Origin of the sequence: Citrobacter farmeri (genome assembly GCF_019048065.1) — a bacterium.
Lineage (GTDB): Bacteria > Pseudomonadota > Gammaproteobacteria > Enterobacterales > Enterobacteriaceae > Citrobacter_A > Citrobacter_A farmeri.
The window spans coordinates 933,161-955,180 of sequence record NZ_CP077291.1 but is presented as its reverse complement, the minus strand read 5'-3'; the positions used below and the strand labels follow the sequence as shown (position 1 = coordinate 955,180).

Sequence of the window (22,020 nt, the reverse complement as noted above, 5' to 3'; positions counted from 1 at the left end):
CCTGATGACGATGCTCACGCGCCTCATCAGGCTTTCCGCAATGCGCCCACCCGGCACACCTTCACAGCCCTTCTGTAAACAGCATCGACAGCCCACTGCGACGCTCAGTTCGGGTGGCAACCGCGCTGCCAAGAATACGTTCATCAGCATACAACGACAGGCGTCGACGCGCGCGAGTCACGGCGGTATACACCAGTTCCCTTGTCACTACCGGCGTACGCTGCGTGGGTAACACCAGCGCGGCATGATCGAACTCCGAGCCCTGCGATTTGTGCACCGTCATCGCCCAGGTCGTTTCATGCTCCGGCAGGCGACTGGGCTGCACGGACTTAATGCTGCCATCCGGCATCGCAAACCAGACGCGTAATCCGTGCCCACGATCGAGCGCCACGCCGATATCGCCGTTAAACAATCCCAGCGCGCTGTCGTTACGAGCAATCATTACGGGTCGCCCTTCATACCAGCGGGAATGGGGCAGACGATGAATTTTACGCTTTTGCTGCATAGCCAGTTCGATGCGTTCATTCAGCCCGCTCACGCCAAACGGCCCTTCACGCAGCGCGCACAGCAGCTGGAATTCATTGAACGCCTGAATGATTAACGCAGGTTCCGCGCGCGCCTGGAGCAACGTCAGGTAGTGCCCGTAACCTGTCAGCGCGTCTTCAAGCATGGCGGCGTAATCGTCACTGCTCTCCAGCGTCCGTTTATCAATATCACTGAAGCCCTGCCGGAAAACGCCGTTTATCGCGGCCTTATCGCCACGGTTGATCGCCGCAGCCAGTTGTCCGATGCCGGAATCGCTGCCAAAGCGATAGCTTTTTTGCAGCAGACAGAGACTGTCCCGCAGCGTGGCGGCCTCGTTGTCCCTACCTGCCGGAACGGGCATCCCCGTCAGGCGAGCCAACTGCTGCGCCCGTTCCGGAGTATAGCCTGCGTTCACCCAGGCACAGATATCGCCCAACACCGCCCCCGCCTCAACCGAGGCGAGCTGATCGCGATCGCCGAGAAAAATGACGCGCCCGTGCGGCGGTAACGCCTCAATCAGTCGCGACATCATCGGCAGGTCGATCATCGACGCTTCATCCACCACCAGCACATCCAGATGCAGCGGGTTGCCTGCGTGATGGCGTAAGCGCTGGCTGCCAGGCTGAGCGCCCAATAGTCGGTGCAGGGTGCTGGCATCATCCGGGATGCGTTTCTTTTGTTCATCCGTCAGCGGCAACTGGCGCAGCGCTTTGCCCAGGGACTCTGTCAGACGCGCGGCGGCTTTGCCCGTGGGTGCCGCCAGGCGAATACGGCAACGCTCGCCTTCCGCCAGCTGGATCAGTGCCGCCAGCAGTCTCGCAACGGTCGTTGTTTTCCCCGTTCCTGGTCCGCCGGAAATCACCGAAATACGGCGGGTCAGCGCCACCGCAGCGGCAACTTTTTGCCAGTTGGTTTCGTCTGTCGTCGGGAACAACGCTTCCAGCGTTTGCGTCAGCAAGGCTTCATCCACCGCGATGGGTTGATTCACCTCGCTAAAGAAACAAGCGACCGTGCGTTCGTTGCGCCACATCCGGTTCAGGTACAGCCGATCGCCATGGAGGATCATCGGTGATGGCCGCTCTCCACGACTGACGGCATCCGAGGCGAGCAGGCATTCCATCCAGTCCGCCGGTTCGCCTGCCTCACTCAGGCAGGCTGCCAGCAGAGGGGGAAGGTCAGCCTCTATCGCCAGTCGGGCGAGCGGTAAACAAACGTGCCCTTCTCCGGCATCCCGGCTGAGTAATGCCGCAGCCAGCGTGACGGCAGGTTCATGTTCGCCGGTCACCGCCAGCGCGAATTGCACATCCAGAGGCCGCAGTTGCTTCTGTTCGACGGCCTCAAGCAATCGCTTTTGTAGTGTCACGATGCGTCCTCCAGTGCCACCCCGGCAAACATCTCGTCCATTCGGGCAATCAGCTCCTCCGACGGGCGGGTGGTGTAAATCCCCTGCTGCGGCTGCTCGCTGTCCACACCACGCAGGAACAGATAAATCACGCCACCAAAATGGCGCTCGTAGTCGTAATCCGCGATGCGATGGCGCAAATACCGGTGCAGCGCGAGGGTATAGAGCTGATACTGTAAATCGTAGCGATGCGCCTGCATTGCCCTCGCCATCGCCTCTGGGGTGTAAGCCGAGCTGTTTTCACCCAGCCAGTTCGATTTGTAATCCAGCAGGTAATAGCGCCCGTTGTGACGAAACACCAGATCGATAAAGCCCTTCAGCATCCCGCGAACCTGGGTGAACTCCAGCGGCGGACAGCCCGCCGAGAGTGGGTCAAACTGGCGGATCAGCGCATCCAGCCTCTCTGCAATAAGCGGCTGGCTAATTGGCAGATAAAACTCCATCTCGACCTGTTTTTCCCGCGCGGAAAGCTGGCTCAGGCTAATGCCGCTCTCATTGAGCGGAGCATGAAGAATGGAGGTCACCCATGCGGTGATAACCGGTTCCCAGCAGACATCGTAACCCCCAAGCGCCAGTTTTTCCTGCACCCAGTCAGCCTCTACTGGCTGGGTAAAATCGAGATCTTCAAACAGGCTGTGTAAAAACGTCCCCGGCGACGCACCGCGTGGAAACTGATGCGGCGTCAGTTCCGGCTCCTCAACGACCTCACCGACGCCTGTCGCATCGATGTCCAGTCGCGGCATGAGATCCTGTGCAATACCGTGACCACGCTGTTGCAGGCCGGAATAACTGGTCACCCGCCAACTGTCGCCCGGTATTCTTTGTACCTGTCGGGCATTCAGCGACGCTTCGAGCGCAACGGCGTCAGGCAACGGCTCCATGCTGGCCGCTTCCGGGATACGACAGACGATGTTCTCATCGCAAACGGTCTCGATCGCCGCGCGTAGCCCGGCGGCATCCATTGGTTCGCCCTTTTGCAGCAGACGCCCCAGCGCGCTCTGATGCACATCGGTATCGCCCTTTTTATCGCCCCGACGACGAACCAGAGGAGCGACGCCCAAACTGCAGTGCCAGACTGAACGGGTCAGCGCCACGTACAGTAAACGCAGATCCTCCGCCAGTCGTTCGGCTTCTGCCAGTGCCACGCTTTCGTCCGCTTCGCTCAGATCCAGTACCGCTTCAAATGTGTTACGGTCATGATAAAACGCCTGTTCCTGTACGCGGAAATTCGTGATAAACGGCAGCCAGACCAGCGGATACTCCAGCCCTTTTGACTTGTGGATAGTGACGATCTGTACCAGATGGTTGTCGCTTTCCAGACGCATTTGCTGGCTGGAAGCGTTGCTGTCAGGCTCAAGAATATGCTGCGAAAGCCAGCGCACCAGCGCATGCTCGCTTTCCAGTTGCGAAGCGGCCTCCTGCAACAGTTCGCTGATGTGCAAAATATCGGTCAGGCGACGCTCTCCCCCCGCCGTCGCCAGCAGATTTTCCGCAATCTGTCGCGCGGACATCAGCGCGCGCAGCATCGGCATCACGCCCCGTTTCTGCCAGATCTGACGATAGCCGACAAATTCTTCGACCACCTCATCCCAGGCATTTTCATTGTTGTTGAGCATGTCAATGTCGCGTGCGTTCAACCCCATCATTGAGGTCGCCAGCGCGCTACGTAGCGTATTTTCCTTTTCTGGCGCCATCACCGCCTGTAAAACCCAGAGCATCTCCTGCGCTTCCAGCGTTTCAAACACGCTGTCGCGGTTGGAAAGATAGACGGAAGGAATCGCCAGGTGCGTCAGAGCATCACGCACCAGCGCCGCTTCCTGTCGGCTACGCACCAGCACACTGATATCCGCCGCACTCACCGGACGCACATCCTGACCGCTGATAAGTATTGCCTCACCGCTTAAGCCGGCCTTCAGCCAGTCGCGTATCTGCACGGCGCACACCTGCGCCATATAACTTTGATAATCCCCTATTCCGCAGCTTTCCCCTTCCATTAGCCACATCGTCATCGCGGGTTGAGTTTCGCCATGAAATTCAAAACGTAGCGACTGATTTTTATCGGCGTATTTCACCGGCTGGAACGGGATCTCCCGGAACATGAAGGCATCGTCCATCTGGCTGAACAGCCTGTTGACGCTGTTCACCATACCCGGCGCGGAACGCCAGTTGGTGTCGAGGGTATAGTGCGCGTTGACCTCACCCCGAGCCTTCATATAGGTAAAAATATCCGCGCCGCGAAACGCATAAATCGCCTGCTTCGGGTCGCCTATCAACAACAGCGCGGTATCTGGCTGATGACGCCAGATGCGACGGAAAATGCGGTATTGCTGCGGATCGGTGTCCTGGAACTCATCGATCATCGCCACCGGGAAACGGGTTCGAATCGCCGCCGCCAGCGCATCGCCGCTTTCACTGCGCAGCGCGTCATCCAGTCGGCTGAGCATATCGTCAAATCCCAGCTCACCCCGACGACGTTTTTCTCTCGCCACCGTCTCACGGATCTCCGCCAGCGCACGAGTGATCACCAAATCTCTGAGTGTCAGAGGTTCCGACAGCAATTCATCAATTGCGACAAACAGCGGATGCTGCGGCACCGCGCCGCCTTCTTTGGTGCGTTCCTCAAGAAAACGCTGCGAGAATTTCTCGAGAGCCTCTGGCAACTGGTAACTTTGCGTCCCGGACTGGGCCCAGGCGCTGATCTTCTCGATCCACTTTCCCTGGTTGCCACGGTTAAATTTACGCCGGTCAATGCCTGAGGCTTCCATCAATCCGTCAAGCTCATCCACCGCTTCACACCACTGCTGTTTAAGCGCGTTGATTCGCTGCACGATCTGTTGATGACGGGACGCCAGCGTTTCGTCATCCGGCGGCGGCGCCTTGATGACCGGCGCTTCCCCTTGCAGGTAGCGGTTGATATCTGCCAGCAGCGCCTGCGGTCCTTTCCACGTTTCAAATACCACCTGAGCAATTTCACGCGGCAAGGGGTAACAGTGACGACGCCAGAAATCCGCACAGGCCTGGTAGCGCAACAATGATTCATCTTCAATCAGTTGTTGCTCAAACAGCATGCCAGATTCGAAGGCATTGAGACTCAGCATGCGCTGACAAAAACCGTGGATGGTGAACACCGCCGCCTCATCCATCTGCCTCTCGGCGAGCAGCAGCCACTGAGCCGCCTGTTTTTTATCGTCGATCTCATCCAGCAGACGGGCATAAAGGGGATTTTCGGTCGATTCGCGCAGACAGGCGATCCGCAACTCATGAATATTATTACGAATACGACCGCGCAACTCTTCAGTGGCTGCCTCGGTAAAGGTCACCACCAGCAGTTCTTCAACGGTCAGGGGACGGGGAAAGGCGGAGGAACCGCCAAGCCCCAGGAGCAGACGCAGATAGAGCGCCGCGATAGTAAAGGTTTTGCCGGTGCCCGCAGAGGCTTCAATCAGGCGCTCGCCCGTGAGGGGCAAGCGCAGGGGATCAAGGGACTCGGCGACATCATTCATTCTGTTCTCTCACCAGGGGCATAGTTTGCTGCAACGCGCTGACGTTATCCCATACTTTCCAGCCTTCCGGGTGCACATAGTGAGGCTTCCCGTTTTGATCGCCGGAAATTTGCGACAGTACCGCCATGCCTTGCGGCTCTACCACCGCCTGATGGAAGAAATCAGCAAGTTTTTGCGGCGTCAGCTGTTTTATCTGAGCCACAATTTTATCACGTGAATCGAAGCGCATATTACCGCGATCGAAATCTTTGCTTAATTTCGATGCCTCCTCGCCCAGCGTTTGCGGTGCCTGCAACATCTGCGTGACGATAGCCTGCTTAATCTGGGCGAACTCTTCTGGTTTCATCGACCGCAGCTTCTCCTCCGCCGTGGGGAAAAACGCCTTGTAGCGATCCCAGAGATATGACGGCTGTTTATCGCTGCTTTGCAGCAGAAAGCCCATCCCCCACTGGCGTCCGATGCTCATCGGGAAGGCGAACACCGCATACCCTAACTGCTCTTCCGTACGCAGTTGATTGTAGAACCACGGCTGAACAATCTGGCCCAGCATGGCGCTGTAGGCCGCACTGGCATACTCATCATAGCCGGTGGGGACAAATACCGCCGCGAGTGCGGAGTCGGTACTGCTGCCCGCTTTTTCAAAAATAACCGACTGCTTCTTATCCACCAGCACATCTTTGTTGCGACACCATTCGGAACCGTTCGCGCCAAGCTGCTTCTGGATATCCCGCGCCATCGTCGTGACCTGCGCTTCACTCATGTTGCCAACGGCCAGGAATTCCGGACGGGCGCCTGATTTTAACGCGTCACGGTATGCCATGACCTCTTTCAGGGTGATCGACGGCAGCAGCGCGCGCCGCTCATCGCGCGAGAAATAAGGCACCTGAGAGATCATCTGCACCGGCATAATCGCCTGCTCGTAGGCTTTTCCTTTCTCAGCGGAATCCATCATCTGGCTATACCAGGATTTCGCCTGCTCAAGCTGCTCTTCGGTTGCGGTGTAGCTGAAATAGCCTTCAAGTAACGCCTGGAAAAGCTGCGGCAGACGCTGGGTGTAGCCGTCAGCATTGAGCATTAAGCCATTGTTGGCGTTGGTTGAAAAACCGATGCCGCCCACTGCCGCCTGATTACTTAACTGGTCGAGCGCAATCCCCGCCAGATAGTCGTTCAGCGCAAACATGACCTGGTTTTTGGCACTGTCCATCGCCTGCGGATTACGCAGGATGACGCTCACATCCGCCTTTGGCTCACTGGCAAAATGCTGGCTCGGGGTGTACACCACGCGCAGATTTGGCTCATCCACAATCAGCGCCGGACGGTCATATTTCTTTTCCGGTTTAATCAGTGTGAAATCGTCAGGGATATAGGGGTTCAGTTCCGGCAGAGACAGCGCAATACCCTGTGCTTTTTTCTGCCAGTCGGTAAAGGTTTGCTCGCTGATTTTATTGACCTGATAAGGGGCATCAACAAAATAAGCGGTCTTGTTATGCGGTTCTTTCGGGCTGATGTACCAGATACGCGCATTTTGCGGCGTCATCATCTCCAGGCGGCCCTGTATCGCTTTTGCATCGTACCGATCGGCAATGTTCACTGCATCCAGGGTATGCGCCACCGGCACGCGGATCATGGTATCCGCCAGCCATTCGACGTAGTCCATATCACGGGTGATCGACGGATAACGGAAATCGAGATCAAGCACATGCGACAGCTCGTCAAAGTAACGTTTATCCACGCCCTTTTCACGTAACAGATTGAGGTAGCTGAAAATAGCCGCGACAACCTCTTCGCGGTTCGCCAGGCCTTTATCGGTCAGCGTGGCGGAAATGGCTAACACACCGCTGTTACCGTTGACCACCGGATCGGAGTCCGCGCGAATACCTTCCACTAACCCTTGTTTTTGCAGCCAGTCAGAAAGCGTACCCGGACTACGGTTGCCAATCAGATAAGTGATCAGTTCGTCGGTTTTACTGCGAAACTGCGCGCTGTTGTTGTCGATTCGGAATTCAACGCGCAACACTTTACGCGGCAGCGCAGGAACGTAATGGATGATGACGCCCTTTTGCGCATCGGTGACAACCGGCACGGTAATTTCCGGCTTTTCGATATTCTTATTTGGCACCCGCCCGAAGGTTTCGGCAGCAATCTTTGCCAGTTCCGGCAAAGGCTTATTACTATAGATAACCGCTTTCATCAGGTTGGCGGAGTAATACTTGCTGTGAAAATCGCGTAACGCCTTTTGCACTGGGTTGCCCGGTTTGTCGCTTAAGGTTTCCAGGTTGCCACCGGAAAAACGTGAGCCAGGGTGTGCCGGATTGATGGTTTCCGCACTCACCTGCGCCATTCGCATCCCGTCACGGGTGCGCGCCATCGTCAGCTCAGCGTTTACCGCGTTGCGCTCACGATCGGCATATTTTTTATCCAGCAGCGGTTCGGCAATGGCATCGGCCAGGCGGTCAACGGCACCGGTAAGTGCGTCGTTCTCCACTTCCAGATAGAACGCGGTGCGGTACGGCGCGGTACTGGCATTGTGGCTGCCGCCGTGCAGTTTCAGGTATTCCGCCAGGCTGTCGGCCTGTGGGTATTTTTTCGATCCCATCAGACACATATGTTCAAGGTAATGCGCCAGTCCCTGATGCGCATCCGGATCTTCCAGCGACCCCACGGGTACCACCAGCGCAGAAAGCGATTTCACCGCCTGCGGGTCAGAAACCAGTAATACCACCATGCCATTATCCAGACGTACTGCCTGATACTGGCGGGTATCTTTGTCGCTTTTACGGATGGTTTCCGCAATGGGTTGCCAACCGGTATCTGCCTGACTTAAGGGCGCCCAAAAGGCGACCAACAACAGTAACGCTTTGAACCAGGTGCTGCGGGGCATTCAAGAACCTCATCATTAACTTTCTTTCTGCGCAAAGACTCGTTGGATGCTTCTCTGAGCAGGGCAACGCATCATAAAGGAAGCATCAAAATTGCGCAATTTTTATACAATCATCACGACCGATTAAATCTGAAAAGCGGAAGCAGGTAACGTTGTGACTGCAAAATAATGGCCTCCAGAGTATCGGAGTCCAGTTGCCGCCACAGGCGCTGATACCAGATATCCTCGCCTTCGCCACGCACAACCATGTTGCCTTCATAGGCCTGCATAAATTTCACGCGGGCTTTTTGTCGCGTATCATCGTCATCTAACATGGCATCATTTGCCGCGTCATAACAGGTTTTTATCCACGCGCCGCCGCTTTCCGGTAGCACCAACAGCGGTGCGGACATCCCTTCGCGATATCCATCAATCAGTTGCGCCAGATACCCCAATGCCTGCTCTTTTTCCAACGGTGGGAATCGCCACTCTCCGTCTTTTCGCAAAAACAGTCGGCTTTCACCTTTTCCCCCGCAGGCACAATAGACAAGGTGTTCGAGCCAAAGTTGCACGCCTTGTGAAATGCGGATTAACGAAGGCCGCCAGCGCAGCAGACCATCTTCCTGCACCTGCGGCAGCCAACCGGTCAACTGTACGCCGTTGCAGTGCAGATCGACCTCCAGACTTTGGCTCGGCTGGCGGCAAGCCACAATCCTGTCCGCCAGCGACTGCATTTCCTGATACTGAACGTCCCAAAGGATCTCACCATAAGCCCCATACGGCAGATCCCCCGCCGCCCGGAAACGACGAAACAGACGTTCGGCATCATCCTGTTCAACCAGCGCATTCAGTAACTGCTGGTTGAGCTGATAACGGGTCAACCCTTCCAGGGTAAACGGTTCAGTATCCGGGATCTCACTCTCTTCGGAGCGGAAATTGACCTGCAAACGCTGCTGGAAAAATGCTCGCACCGGATGTGCCCAGAAGCGTTGCAGCGTTTCCAGACTCAGCATCTCAGGCATGTCAAAGGCTAGCGGCTGCACGAAATCGCGATGAGCCTCTCCGCTACGGCTTGCCGCCGGTAACCACTCGCTGGCATAGCTCTGCTGCTCGCCGGGCAGGAAATTTTGCACATCGAATGGCATACGGGTATGCAGTCGAGCAATATGCGCTTTGACCCGTTTCTCGCTCTCATCGCTGGTCAATGCTTCGTCACCCGGCAAATAGTGGCTTTGTCCGATGTAATCGAGCAGCTCCTGAACCAGCACGGAAGGGAAACGTTCACTGTTATCCTGGATCGAGCGCCCGATGTAGCTGATGTAAAGCGACTGCTGGGCAGAAATTAAGGCTTCAAGGAACAGATAGCGGTCGTCATCTCGACGACTGCGATCCCCGCGCATCGGTTTCTGACTCATGAGATCAAAGCCGAGCGGTGCGAGCTGGCGCGGATAGACACCGTCGTTCATACCCAGCAGGCAGACGACTTTAAAGGGAATGGAACGCATCGGCATCAGAGTACAAATGTTCACTGGCCCAGCTAAAAAGCGCTGACTGATCCGCTCCTGATCCAACCGCTGCGCCAGTTCATCACGCAGTAGTGACAGTGGAACCGCCTCACCATACTCAGCCCCTATTCCTTCCGCGATCATTGCCTGCCACTGTTGCTCGATCAGCGTCATGGCCGCCTCGGTTTCAGTGTCAGGCAGGAAGAAGTCGTTGAGCATCTCACGACACACCGGTAGCCACTCTTCCAGCGGACGCTCCTGCGCCAGACCACGACGCCAGAGATTAAGCTGCATCAGTAATGACGCCAGATGTCCCACCAGCTCAGCGATCAGTCCGCTGGACTCATCGTAAGGCAGAACGGACTGCCACTCGCCCTGCGCACTTTCCATCGCATAGCCCAGCAGCATGCGCGTGAGGCCAAATTGCCACGTATGCTGTCCCGTTGCCGGCAGCTCCAGTTCCCGCACGTTGTCATCATCAATTCCCCAGCGAATGCCCGACTCATTGACCCACAGTCGCAAATAGCGCAACCCTTCTTCATTGATATTAAAGCGCGCCGCCAGCACCGGGACATCCAGCAGCGCCAGCACATCCTCAGAAACAAAGCGGCTGTCAGGTAAAGACAACAGGCTGATGAACGCCTGCAATACCGGATGTGACTGACGCGCCCGGCGATCGGAAATGGCATAAGGCAGATACCGCTCCGCAGGAGCGCTGCCAAAGACGGCCTGAATAAACGGGCTATAGCTGTCGATATCCGCCACCATCACGATGATGTCACGCGGGGTAAGCGTTGGGTCCGCCTCCAGCATCGCCAGCAGACGATCGTGGAGGACTTCAACTTCACGCTGCGGGCTATGACAGACGTGAAAAGTGACGCTGGTGTCGTTTGGATCAAGGCGTCGCTTGTTGTCACTGCGGGAATACTCTTCCAGACTCACCCCCGCCACTGCGCGGTTTTCCAGCTCAAGGATATCGGCCTGGATGTTATGCAACAGGTTATCCGGAGTAACGTCGACAAACGCATCGAGCTCCTGACTGTTTTCCAGTTCAGAGAGCAGATAAATATAATCGCGACCCAATTTTCCCCAGGAGGCCAACAGCGGGTTACCGACATCCTGTTCGCCATCGCCGTTAAACAAACTTTCGGCATTCGAATTGTCACGGAACAGCGGTAAATGGCGGTCTTCAAAACTATGTCGCCGCTGACGTGCCAGCAGCTTCGCCAGATACGTCGGATCTTTGATATCCCCCCAGTAATAGCGGCAGGGATTGGTGAAGAGCAGATGAATATCGATATGTTTACCGAGCGCCTGAAGTGCCTGTAAGTATACAGGTGGCAACGCGGAGATCCCGCAGATAAACACGCGAGAAGGAAGTCCTGATGGGCAGCTATCGGCGTTTTCGAGAGTCTGGATAAACCGTTGATAGAGATTGGCACGATGCCAGCGCGGCTGCCCCAGCGTATCGGTGTACTCTACCAACGCTTTCCACAGCGGCGCCTGCCAGCATTGCGCCTCACCTAACCCCTCGACCGTTCTCCCCGCTTCCCACTGCGTTAGCCATTCCGGTCGGTACACCAGATACTGATCGAAAAGATCCGCGGCGCGTGACGACAACTGAAACAGCTTACGTTTATCAGTATCGTCCGTCAGATAGTGGCGTAATAACGCAAAGTCGTCATGCTCCAGCAGTTGCGGAAGCAGCGTCATCAACTTCCAGCTCATACTCTGTTTGTTGAAGGCGCTTTCTTTTGGGATCTCCGGCAGAACGCGGACGAACATATCCCAGATAAAGCTTGCCGGGAGTGGAAACGCTATATTAGCGGCAATGCCAAATTTCTGCGAAAGGGTCATTTGTAACCACTGCGCCATCCCCGTACTCTGTACCAAAATCATTTCCGGCTCAAAGGGATCGTCCAGCCGTTCACGCTCGACGATGAACTCCATCAATGCTTCCAGCACATCCAGACGATTTGAGTGGTAGACCCTTAACATAGAGACTCCTGACGACTAACGATTCGGGCAATGCAGACGCGTCATTTTTCCCTGCCTGCCCTGAGGTGAAGATAGCGTAACGCTGATGCTGACACATCCCGCCTGCGTTGTCTGCATCCGGTTAACCTGCCAGTTAACCGGTGGTGAAAATGAACGCAGTTGCGTCTGCTGCCAACCCTGCCGCCAGAGCTGAAGGTACTGCCCCCTGATGAAAAAACTGTTCATCAGCACGCGCTGATATCCAGAAAGCACCGTCACCACCATCACCATGAGGACCATTGCCAGTATCACTTCCGGCAGGCTAAACCCACGCTGCTGGCTCAGGGGATCTGGCATAGTGCGACCTCTCGTAGCGGACAGAAATCGCTCCAGCCATGAAGAGAAAAAATGACGTTTTCCTCTTTTTGTTCGCCTTCTCGCCATAAGGATATTCCCTGATAGTTGGCAATAAGCAAAGCGCGACTGTCAGCGAGTCTGCGCAGGCAGACAGGGACATTGCCCTCTCCATAGTACCGACACGGTTTATCTGAACTTACCGGCCATTGCTGCATCCTGCCCCACTCCATGGCCGACTGCACGACAGCCTGGCGTTGCAAAGCCTGACTTTCTATCGCCACCCGCGAAGCATAACTGCTCTGCTGCTGATTAACCCCTTGCAACAGGAGGCTACCAAGGGCCAACAGCAGCAAAACCATCGCAAGAGAGGAGACGCCCCGCTCGCAGTTCATAAATTAAAGCCGCTCACGCTGTAGCGCGCATCGGCCACGGTTTGCGGATCAGCCCGACTAATGCCGCGCAGATGTAAGGTCAGTTCAGGCGCAAAGCCCGCGATATCCTGGCGCGTGACCTCAAATGCCGTAATCAGCACCACGTCCGGATCGGTCATTTTATCCCATCCTTTTCCGCTGCACGTTTTCGCGCCGCGCTGCGTCTCCAGCACGTTTTCGTTCAGGCGAAACCCGGTTTGTTCAGCCTCCTTTACCGGCTCGCTTTCCCAGATACCATTCGCGTTTGCGTCCCACTGCACAATAACGCACTGGCCCGCCTCGGCAATGTTTACCCCTTCGCCACTGCAACTACCGTGACAATATCCCGCGCGTTGAAGGTGCTTCGCGACGGTATACACCCGCTGCCATACGTCATCCTCCAGCGCGAGTCTGCGGGTCTGCTGCAAAATATCACGCTGTAACGCCGGTAAAAACCGGGCGGCACCCAACAACAATACGCTACTGATGGCCATCGCAATCAACACCTCAAGTAGTGAAAAGCCGCGTTCACTCATCTGCATCCCTGGGTATCGTCGCGCTCGCACAGGCGAATGCGTCCCCAGGGCGAAACCACGACACGCCATTCTCCCGCCGCATTTTTCAGGCGAATATTCCCCGGCCACGCGGTATTGCGTTGACCATAAAAGGCCAGTGAGGCAGTGATCCCGACAAGATCGACATCGCGCCAAAGTGGCACAAAAACGAGCGCAGAGCGCGGCGTGCAGGTATTTTGTGAGGTTGTTGTACTGACAAGACACCATGACGCGTCCTCCCTGATGGCGGTAATGATGTGGTCGCGGTTATGCCAGTTAGCGTCCTCCCGTAGCTGCAGCAAGAAATCGCGCAGTTGACAGGCGGTCTGCCAGAGATGTTGCTGTTGCTGCCACTGCTGCCAGCCGTAAAGTCCTGTTGCACTCAGGCTGACAATGATAAGCATCGCGACCAGCGTTTCGATGAGCGTATAGCCCTGCTGTGTATTCATGGCGGCAGTATGCCGTGTCGGAAAATTTAAACGAGGCGAGAATTCAGGTTTTTCGGCGCGTTACGAGGAAAATTTACCCTGTTGCAGCAGATTGCAAAATTTCAGGAATCCACGCCGAATAACCAAAATTAGGGTAAAAAAAACCGACGCACGGAGGCATCGGCTATGACAGGATAAAACCTGTTTAGATAGCAACCGGCGCTTTAATCCCCGGATGCGGATCGTAACCTTCGATTTCAAAATCTTCGAAGCGGTAGTCAAAGATGGAATCAGGTTTACGTTTGATCACCAGTTTTGGCAGCGCGCGCGGCTCGCGAGTCAGTTGCAGGTGCGTCTGCTCCATGTGGTTGCTGTACAAATGCGTGTCACCGCCGGTCCAGACGAAATCGCCGACCTCCAGATCGCACTGCTGCGCCATCATATGCACCAGCAGCGCGTAGCTGGCGATGTTAAACGGCAGACCGAGGAACACGTCGCAGGATCGCTGATATAACTGGCAGGAGAGCTTGCCGTCCGCGACATAAAACTGGAAGAACGCGTGGCACGGTGCCAGCGCCATTTTATCCAGTTCACCAACGTTCCACGCCGAAACAATAATACGGCGCGAATCGGGATCATTTTTCAACTGGTTCAGCACGGTCGTGATCTGGTCGATGTGGCGACCGTCCGGCGTCGGCCAGGCACGCCACTGTTTGCCATACACCGGGCCCAGATTACCGTTTTCGTCCGCCCATTCGTCCCAGATGGTGACGTTATTTTCGTGCAGATAAGCCACATTGGTGTCACCCTGCAGGAACCACAGCAGTTCGTGGATGATGGAACGCAGATGGCAACGTTTTGTCGTCACCAGCGGGAATCCTTCCTGCAGGTTAAAACGCATCTGATGACCAAAAATGGAAAGCGTTCCGGTTCCGGTACGGTCGTTTTTCTGTGTGCCTTCATCCAGCACTTTTTGCATCAGTTCTAAATACTGTTTCATGGTTCCTCAGGAAACGTGTTGCTGTGGGCGACGGCGATAGGCCCAAACCATCATGATCACACCAGCGACAATCATCGGAATCGAGAGGATCTGTCCCATGCTGATGTACTGTACCCATTCGCCGGTGAACTGCTGATCCGGCTGACGGAAGAATTCAACGATGATACGAAACGCGCCGTAGCCGATCAAAAACAGTCCGGAGACGGATCCCATTGGGCGCGGTTTACGGATAAACAGGTTAAGAATAATAAACAACACGACACCTTCCAGCGCCATCTCATAAAGCTGAGACGCGTGGCGCGGTAAGGAGCCGTAGGTATCGAAAATGGATTGCCATTGCGGGTTGGTTTGCAGTAGCAGAATATCTTCCGTGCGCGACCCAGGGAACAGCATAGCGTAAGAGAAATTCGGATCGACACGGCCCCACAGCTCGCCGTTAATGAAGTTCCCCAGACGTCCGGCGCCCAGGCCAAAAGGGATTAGCGGCGCAATAAAATCAGAGACCTGGAAGAAACTACGTTTCGTGCGTTTGGCGAAAATAATCATCACCAGAATCACACCAATCAGGCCACCGTGGAAGGACATGCCGCCGTCCCAGACGCGGAACAAGTAAAGCGGATTATCAAGGAACAGCGGGAAGTTGTAGAACAGCACGTAGCCAATACGCCCACCGAGGAAAACCCCGAGGAAACCTGCATACAGTAAGTTTTCGACTTCATTCTTAGTCCAGCCACTGCCTGGGCGGTTGGCACGGCGCGTCGCCAGCCACATCGCGAAAATGAAGCCCACCAGATACATTAAGCCGTACCAGTGAAGTGCAACGGGTCCAATTGAGAAAATGACCGGATCAAATTCCGGAAAATGCAGATAGCTACTGGTCATCTGTCACCACAAGTTCTTGTTATTTCGCTGAAAAATATCAGCGAGCGATATGCGCACCCACTGCTTACAGGCGCTCCAAAGGAGCGAATAATAGCATACGAGGTTCTGTGAGGCTGTCGGGAAGATGTAAAAGATCTGTATAGCCCTTTTACAACCCCCCGCGAATCAGACCGCCCATGCCGCGACGCTCCATAAACGCCGCTACCTGATGGCGCACTTCCGTTGCCAGTTGCGCCTCAAGGCTACGCTGGGCAAGCGTTTTTGCCTCTTCGTAATCAATACGGCGCAGCAGATATTTTACACGCGCCACAGAGCGACCATTCATTGATAGATGGCGGAAACCCAGCCCAATCAGGATGGTTACGCACATCGGATCGCCCGCCATTTCGCCACACACGCGCAGGTCGATATCACTCCGCTCAGCTTCCTGTGCAATCATCGACAGCGCACGTAATATCCCTGGATGCAAACTGTCGTAGATGTTGGCGACACGGGTATTGTTACGGTCCACCGCAAGGATGTACTGAGTCAGATCGTTAGTCCCGACGGAGATAAAATCAACGCGACTCGCCAGATTCGGCAGCATAAAGACCATCGAAGGCACTTCGAGCATGATGCCAATACGCGGTTTCGGGATCGCGTAGCCGATCATCTCTTCCACTTCGCGCCCGGCACGTTCAATCAGGCGGCGCGCTTCATCCACCTCGTCAATGCTGGTCACCATCGGCAGCAGAATACTCAGGTTGCCCGTCGCCGCATTAGCACGCAGCATGGCGCGAACCTGGATCAAGAAGATCTCTGGCTGATCGAGCGTAATACGGATCCCTCGCCAGCCAAGGCAAGGATTCTCCTCGCTGATCGGCATATACGGCAACTGTTTGTCCGCACCCACGTCCAGCGTTCTAAGTGTCACCGGCTTGTCGTTAAACATCTGCAACATGCCCTGATACTGCGCCACCTGCTCCTCTTCTGAAGGGAAACCGCTTTGCAGCATGAAGGGAATTTCGGTGCGATACAGACCAATACCGTCGATACGACTGCCTAGCTTTTCTTCATGCTCCGGGCTGAGCCCTGCGTTCAGCATGACCTTCACTCGCTCGCCGCTTTTCAACTGCGCGGGTAAATTGACGTCATCTTCCGCCAGACGACTGAGTTCGTTCTCTTCGCTGATAAGCCGCTGATATTCCTGGATCAATACCGGTTCGGGATCGACCAGCAGCTCACCCCGATAACCATCCACTACCAGCGTCCGCCGGTGCAACACCGACGGCTGAATATCAGCCCCCATCACGGTGGGAATGCCCAATGCACGCACCATAATTGCCGCATGGGAGTTAGCTGCCCCGTCACGAACAACGACACCCACCAGTCGGTCCTGCGGCAGTTCCGCCAGCGTCGTAGCAGAGAGTTCGTCAGCCACCAGCACGAAGCGTTCTGGCCAGGCATTCGGCCCTTGTACAGAGTCATCAAGATGAAACAGCAGGCGCTGGCCCAGCGCACGCAGATCGCCCGCACGCTCTTTGAGATAGTTGTCACTCAGCGAGGCAAACTGTTCGGCAAACTTTTCGATGATCGTTTTGACCGCCCATTCCGCCACCGAGCCATTATCGACTTCGATAAACAGTTCGCGTCGCAAGCGAGCATCGGAGAGCAGGTGCGAATAGAGATCGAATATCGCAGCAGTCTCTTTCTGCGCGCCTGCGGCAAACCGCTTACTGTAGCGGCGAAACTCATTTGCCGCCTCTTCCAGCGCGCCGGTCAGACGCTCACGCTCCAGGGCAGGGTCCAGCGTTGAGGCCTGATACACCTGCTCCATCAGCGGCAACGTCGCATCCTGCCAACCTTCTGCGATCGCCACGCCCGGTGCAGCCGGTAACGCGCGGATGCGCGTCTGGCGATACTGACCGAACAGGGCGGTAAGCTGAGATTGTGACAGGATCGCCGCCATCTGCGTGGCGAGTGTCACAAGGAAAGATTCTTCGCTTTCGTCATACTGGCGCAGTTCGCGCTGCTGCACAACGAGGACCCCCAGCAGTTGACGACGCTGAATGATCGGCACCCCAAGGAAAGCACGGAAGCGCTCTTCCTTTACCGAGGGGATATATTTAAAACTGGGATGTTTTTGGGCATCAGCGAGGTTGATTGGTTCCGCCAGCCTGCCAACCAGACCGACGATCCCTTCATCAAACGCGAGTGCGACAGTGCGACCGCGCGGTTTTTTAAGCCCCCGAGTCGCCATGAGGTAATAACAACGGCGGTCATGATCGGCCAGATAAACCGAGCAGACCTCTGTATCCATCGCAAGACAGATGTCAGTAACCAGAATATTCAGCGCTTCATTAAGACGCGGAGCACTGGCCACCTTTTCGACTATTTCGCGCAGGCGGGTGAGCATAATTTGCGTGGCTTAACCTCTTTTACGTCGATAAGCAGGTGTACTTTGCGGCTTCGGCGTCGCTTCCTGAAGCGCCATCACAACACTTGCGAACTCTTTCATCACCCTGCGGTAGACATCGCGTTTAAATGAAACCACTTGCCGGACCGGGTACCAGTAACTTACCCAACGCCAGCCGTCGAACTCAGGAGTGCTGCTGGTTTGCATATTGATTTCCGCATCCGCGCTCATCAACTGCAAAAGAAACCACTTTTGTTTCTGGCCGATACACACCGGCTTTGTATCCCAACGCACCAAACGTTTTGGTAACTTGTAACGCAACCAGTTGCGAGTAGAGGCAAGGATTCGCACATCTTTACGGCTTAACCCTACTTCTTCAAACAGTTCCCGGTACATCGCCTGTTCTGCTGATTCTCCTGGGTTTATCCCACCCTGTGGGAACTGCCAGGAGTGCTGACCAAACCGCCGGGCCCACATCACCTGCCCCTGACGATTACAAATTACGATACCTACATTTGGGCGGTAGCCATCGTCATCAATCACCGGACTACCTCAACATAAACCTTATATGAGAATGATTGTTTCACACTCCTGACAGACGGTAAACCACTGAGTTAAGGCGGTGTGCATCTAATAACAATTGAATAACTCACAGTTAAAGACAAAGTTATAAACAGACACTCACCCATATGGGCGATTTTATTCACCTTTTCTGTGGATAGAGTTGTGAAGAAGTACGGAATTACTCCGGGAAAACCCGGAACAGTCTGAATAAACTGCCGACAGGGTAAAAAAAATATGTTCTTTTATTCATGAAGTTACCCGGTCATTCCACCGTTCATCAGGCAAAAAAGTGATAAACATCACACTGACGATCTTCAGGCTGATGAAAGATCGAACAGCGCCGACTTTATCCACAGATTGTGCCAATAAGTTAGACACAAATTGTGTGAAAATTCGATTTTCGTCGCACGTCAAGGCTGTAAATGGAAACAGTAGTCGGGGTTTTTCACAGTTATCCCATCTTTCTGTGGATAACATGGTGTAAGATCCTGTTTATTTTCAGTGACCAGAAATGGAAAACCTGTTCTGGTGTTGCGCAACACACTATGCGGGAAAATAAAAACCAATATAAATCATGGCATTGAATATCACCTGTGGAAAACGATAAACTTCTTTCCCACGGTATAAAATCATTGTTCATTTTTTCACCTAAGGTATTACGCCATGTCCGGACTCCATCCTTTACGCTTTCCACCGGAATCTGAAGCCCTTTTGCTCCAGCAGGCGCAGCAGCTTTCGGGCTATTCGTTAGGTGAACTGGCGGCACTGGCGGGTATCGTTGCACCGAAAGATCTCAAGCGGGACAAAGGCTGGATCGGTGTATTACTGGAACTCTGGCTGGGCGCCAGCGCCGGAAGTAAGCCTGAGCAAGATTTCGCCGCACTCGGCGTCGAGTTGAAAACCATTCCTGTAGATAGCTTTGGGCGACCGCTCGAAACCACCTTCGTCTGCGTCGCGCCGTTGACGGGAAACAGTGGTGTGACGTGGGAAACCAGCCACGTGCGGCACAAACTGAAGCGGGTGCTGTGGATCCCGGTTGAAGGTGAGCGCAGCATTCCCCTCGCCCAACGACGGGTAGGATCGCCAGTCCTGTGGAGTCCCGATGAAGAAGAAGACCGTCAGTTGCGTCTCGACTGGGAAGAGTTGATGGACATGATTGTGCTCGGTCAGGTTGAACGCATCACCGCCCGGCATGGCGAATTTTTACAACTGCGACCGAAGGCAGCAAATGCCAAAGCGCTCACCGAGGCGATCGGCGCCCAGGGCGAGCCAATACTGACGTTGCCGCGGGGTTTTTATCTGAAAAAGAACTTCACGCGCGCCTTACTGGAACGCCACTTTTTGTTACAACAGCGTTAGACTTTCGCCTGGTGGCCGGGAAGCATATAATTAGCGTTTCTTTTTTTGGCAGGACTTTGTTCAATGTTATTTGCATGGATAACCGATCCTAACGCCTGGCTTGCGCTCGGTACGCTGACGCTGCTGGAGATCGTGCTTGGGATCGATAATATTATTTTCCTCTCTCTGGTTGTTGCAAAACTCCCGACTGCGCAACGCGCGCATGCCCGACGTCTGGGCCTTGCGGCGGCGATGATTATGCGACTGGCGCTGCTCGCCTCCATCGCCTGGGTGACCCGGCTGACCAATCCGCTGTTTGACGTGTTTGGTGAGGCCATTTCCGCCCGTGACCTGATCCTTCTGCTCGGTGGATTGTTCCTGATCTGGAAAGCGAGTAAGGAGATCCATGAATCCATCGAAGGTGAAGAAGAAGGGATGAATATGCGCGTCACCTCCTTCCTGGGGGCAATCGTGCAGATTATGCTGCTCGACATCATCTTCAGCCTGGACTCGGTGATTACGGCGGTCGGCTTGTCCGATCACCTGTTCATTATGATGGCGGCGGTGGTGATTGCCGTTGGGGTGATGATGTTTGCGGCGCGTCCTATTGGCGAGTTTGTCGACCGACACCCGTCCGTGAAGATGCTGGCCCTGTCGTTCCTGATTCTGGTTGGCTTCACCCTGATTCTGGAAAGCTTCGATGTTCACGTACCGAAGGGTTACATCTATTTCGCGATGTTCTTCTCCATTGCGGTCGAAAGTTTGAATTTGTTGCGAAACAAAAAAAATCCGCTGTAATTGCCTTTTTCGCTCCCTGCCGGGAGCGAATTTCTTTCCGTTTCCGCTCTCAGTTTAAGATTTTCCTGCTTTTCCTGCCCATAACGTCAGGTTATTACTAGACTATTATCAGACGCAGGCCACGTGAGGATAAATGGATGAAAAAATGGGCAGTGATAATTTCCGCGGTTGGACTGGCTTTTGCTGTTTCCGGCTGCAGTAGCGACTATGTGATGGCGACCAAAGATGGTCGGATGATCCTGACCGACGGGAAACCCGAAATTGACGACGATACCGGTCTGGTGAGCTACCACGACCAGCAGGGCAACGCCATGCAAATTAACCGCGACGACGTTTCTCAAATCATTGAACGGTGAAGGCTGAGGTCAGCCGTGCTGCTGGCCTTAACAATTTTTCTTCCCTTTTTCCCTTCCCTCAGCCATTTTTATAATCCTTATGTTGTGATTATAAAAAGGAAACGGCTATGCAATATCACCGTATACCCCACAGCTCGCTTGAAGTTAGTACACTGGGGCTGGGCACAATGACGTTTGGTGAACAAAATAGCGAAGCCGACGCGCATGCACAGCTCAACTATGCCGTCGCCAGCGGCATTAACCTGATCGACGTGGCCGAAATGTACCCGGTCCCGCCGCGCCCGGAAACCCAGGGACTCACCGAAACTTACGTCGGAAACTGGCTGGCCAAATATGGCAACCGTGAAAAGCTGATTGTCGCCTCCAAGGTCAGCGGCCCGTCGCGTAATAACGACAACAGCATTCGCCCGAATCAGGCTCTGGATCGTAAGAACATCCGCGAAGCGCTGCACGACAGCCTGAGGCGTCTGCAGACCGATTATCTGGATCTCTATCAGGTTCACTGGCCGCAGCGCCCGACCAACTGTTTTGGCAAGCTCGGCTACACCTGGACCGACGCCGCGCCGGTGGTGTCGCTACTGGATACGCTGGATGCGCTGGCTGAGTTCCAGCGCGCGGGTAAGATTCGCTACATCGGCGTCTCAAATGAAACCGCCTTTGGCGTGATGCGTTATCTGCACCTGGCGGATAAACATGATCTGCCGCGCATTGTCACCATCCAGAACCCTTACAGTCTGGTTAACCGCAGTTTTGAAGTGGGACTGGCGGAAGTGAGCCAGTACGAAGGCGTCGAACTGCTGGCCTATTCCTGTCTGGGATTTGGCACGCTGACCGGTAAATACCTGAACGGCGCGAAGCCTGCCGGAGCGCGTAATACGCTGTTTAGTCGCTTTACCCGCTACAGCGGCGAGCAGACGCAAAAAGCCGTGGCAGCGTATGTGGAGATCGCCAGACGCCACAACCTCGATCCGGCGCAGATGGCGCTGGCATTCGTTCGCCATCAGCCGTTTGTTGCCAGTACGCTGCTTGGTGCCACCACCATGGAACAGCTGAAAACCAATGTTGAGAGCTTACATCTGGCGTTAAGCGAAGAGGTGCTGGCGGAGATTGAAGCGGTGCATCAGGTTTACACCTATCCTGCACCGTAACAGAAGCGCGCCGGAGGA

16 protein-coding genes are annotated in these 22,020 nt (G+C 54.9%); 4 read left to right on the top strand and 12 right to left on the bottom strand.

Annotation, left to right across the window (positions count from 1 at the left end; translation table 11 throughout):
* Positions 1-61: 61 nt before the first annotated feature.
* The 12 genes from recD to rppH form a co-directional block, all read right to left on the bottom strand.
* On the bottom strand, positions 62-1,888 hold the full coding sequence (gene recD / locus I6L53_RS04430) for an exodeoxyribonuclease V subunit alpha (RefSeq protein WP_042322438.1): 1,827 nt from the start codon (positions 1,886-1,888) through the stop codon (positions 62-64).
* Positions 1,885-5,430 carry an exodeoxyribonuclease V subunit beta gene (gene recB / locus I6L53_RS04425; RefSeq protein ID WP_042322436.1) on the bottom strand — a complete coding sequence of 1,182 codons (3,546 nt, stop codon included), beginning with the start codon at positions 5,428-5,430 and terminating at the stop codon, positions 1,885-1,887. The genes recD and recB overlap by 4 nt, the downstream gene beginning before the upstream one ends.
* Positions 5,423-8,311 (bottom strand): pitrilysin, encoded by a 2,889-nt coding sequence (gene ptrA, locus I6L53_RS04420; protein WP_042322434.1) that lies wholly within the window; start codon positions 8,309-8,311, stop codon positions 5,423-5,425. Before ptrA ends, recB begins: the two co-directional genes overlap by 8 nt.
* 113 nt (positions 8,312-8,424) lie before the next feature.
* Positions 8,425-11,793 carry an exodeoxyribonuclease V subunit gamma gene (gene recC, locus I6L53_RS04415; protein WP_042322432.1) on the bottom strand — a complete coding sequence of 1,123 codons (3,369 nt, stop codon included), beginning with the start codon at positions 11,791-11,793 and terminating at the stop codon, positions 8,425-8,427.
* 15 nt (positions 11,794-11,808) lie between these two features.
* A complete protein-coding gene (locus I6L53_RS04410) occupies positions 11,809-12,129 on the bottom strand; it encodes a prepilin-type N-terminal cleavage/methylation domain-containing protein (RefSeq protein WP_042322430.1) in 321 nt (106 codons plus the stop codon).
* Entirely contained in the window at positions 12,114-12,521 is a 408-nt protein-coding gene (locus I6L53_RS04405; RefSeq protein ID WP_042322428.1) for a DUF2509 family protein, read from the bottom strand. Before I6L53_RS04405 ends, I6L53_RS04410 begins: the two co-directional genes overlap by 16 nt.
* A complete protein-coding gene (locus I6L53_RS04400) occupies positions 12,518-13,081 on the bottom strand; it encodes a prepilin peptidase-dependent protein (RefSeq protein WP_042322426.1) in 564 nt (187 codons plus the stop codon). Before I6L53_RS04400 ends, I6L53_RS04405 begins: the two co-directional genes overlap by 4 nt.
* Complete coding sequence (locus I6L53_RS04395; RefSeq protein WP_042322424.1) at positions 13,072-13,542, bottom strand: prepilin peptidase-dependent protein; 471 nt, start codon at positions 13,540-13,542, stop codon at positions 13,072-13,074. Before I6L53_RS04395 ends, I6L53_RS04400 begins: the two co-directional genes overlap by 10 nt.
* A 184-nt stretch (positions 13,543-13,726) precedes the next feature.
* A complete protein-coding gene (gene thyA, locus I6L53_RS04390; protein WP_042322422.1) occupies positions 13,727-14,521 on the bottom strand; it encodes a thymidylate synthase in 795 nt (264 codons plus the stop codon).
* Positions 14,522-14,527: 6 nt separating this feature from the next.
* Positions 14,528-15,403, bottom strand: coding sequence for a prolipoprotein diacylglyceryl transferase (gene lgt, locus I6L53_RS04385; protein WP_042322421.1), 876 nt, complete (start codon positions 15,401-15,403; stop codon positions 14,528-14,530).
* A gap of 148 nt (positions 15,404-15,551) precedes the next feature.
* Positions 15,552-17,798 carry a phosphoenolpyruvate--protein phosphotransferase gene (gene ptsP, locus I6L53_RS04380; RefSeq protein ID WP_042322419.1) on the bottom strand — a complete coding sequence of 749 codons (2,247 nt, stop codon included), beginning with the start codon at positions 17,796-17,798 and terminating at the stop codon, positions 15,552-15,554.
* A gap of 12 nt (positions 17,799-17,810) precedes the next feature.
* Positions 17,811-18,341 carry an RNA pyrophosphohydrolase gene (gene rppH, locus I6L53_RS04375; RefSeq protein WP_042322417.1) on the bottom strand — a complete coding sequence of 177 codons (531 nt, stop codon included), beginning with the start codon at positions 18,339-18,341 and terminating at the stop codon, positions 17,811-17,813.
* Between the two features lie 684 nt (positions 18,342-19,025).
* Here rppH and mutH point away from each other — a divergent pair.
* From mutH to I6L53_RS04355, 4 genes are all read left to right on the top strand, one after another.
* Positions 19,026-19,721, top strand: coding sequence for a DNA mismatch repair endonuclease MutH (gene mutH, locus I6L53_RS04370; protein WP_042322414.1), 696 nt, complete (start codon positions 19,026-19,028; stop codon positions 19,719-19,721).
* A 63-nt stretch (positions 19,722-19,784) separates the two neighbouring features.
* Positions 19,785-20,498 (top strand): TerC family protein, encoded by a 714-nt coding sequence (locus I6L53_RS04365; protein ID WP_042322411.1) that lies wholly within the window; start codon positions 19,785-19,787, stop codon positions 20,496-20,498.
* A gap of 137 nt (positions 20,499-20,635) precedes the next feature.
* Positions 20,636-20,854 (top strand): lipoprotein YgdR, encoded by a 219-nt coding sequence (gene ygdR / locus I6L53_RS04360; protein ID WP_000758655.1) that lies wholly within the window; start codon positions 20,636-20,638, stop codon positions 20,852-20,854.
* A gap of 107 nt (positions 20,855-20,961) precedes the next feature.
* Positions 20,962-22,002: an NADP(H)-dependent aldo-keto reductase gene (locus tag I6L53_RS04355; protein ID WP_042322408.1), complete on the top strand. Its 1,041-nt coding sequence runs from the start codon at positions 20,962-20,964 to the stop codon at positions 22,000-22,002.
* Positions 22,003-22,020: the final 18 nt, after the last annotated feature.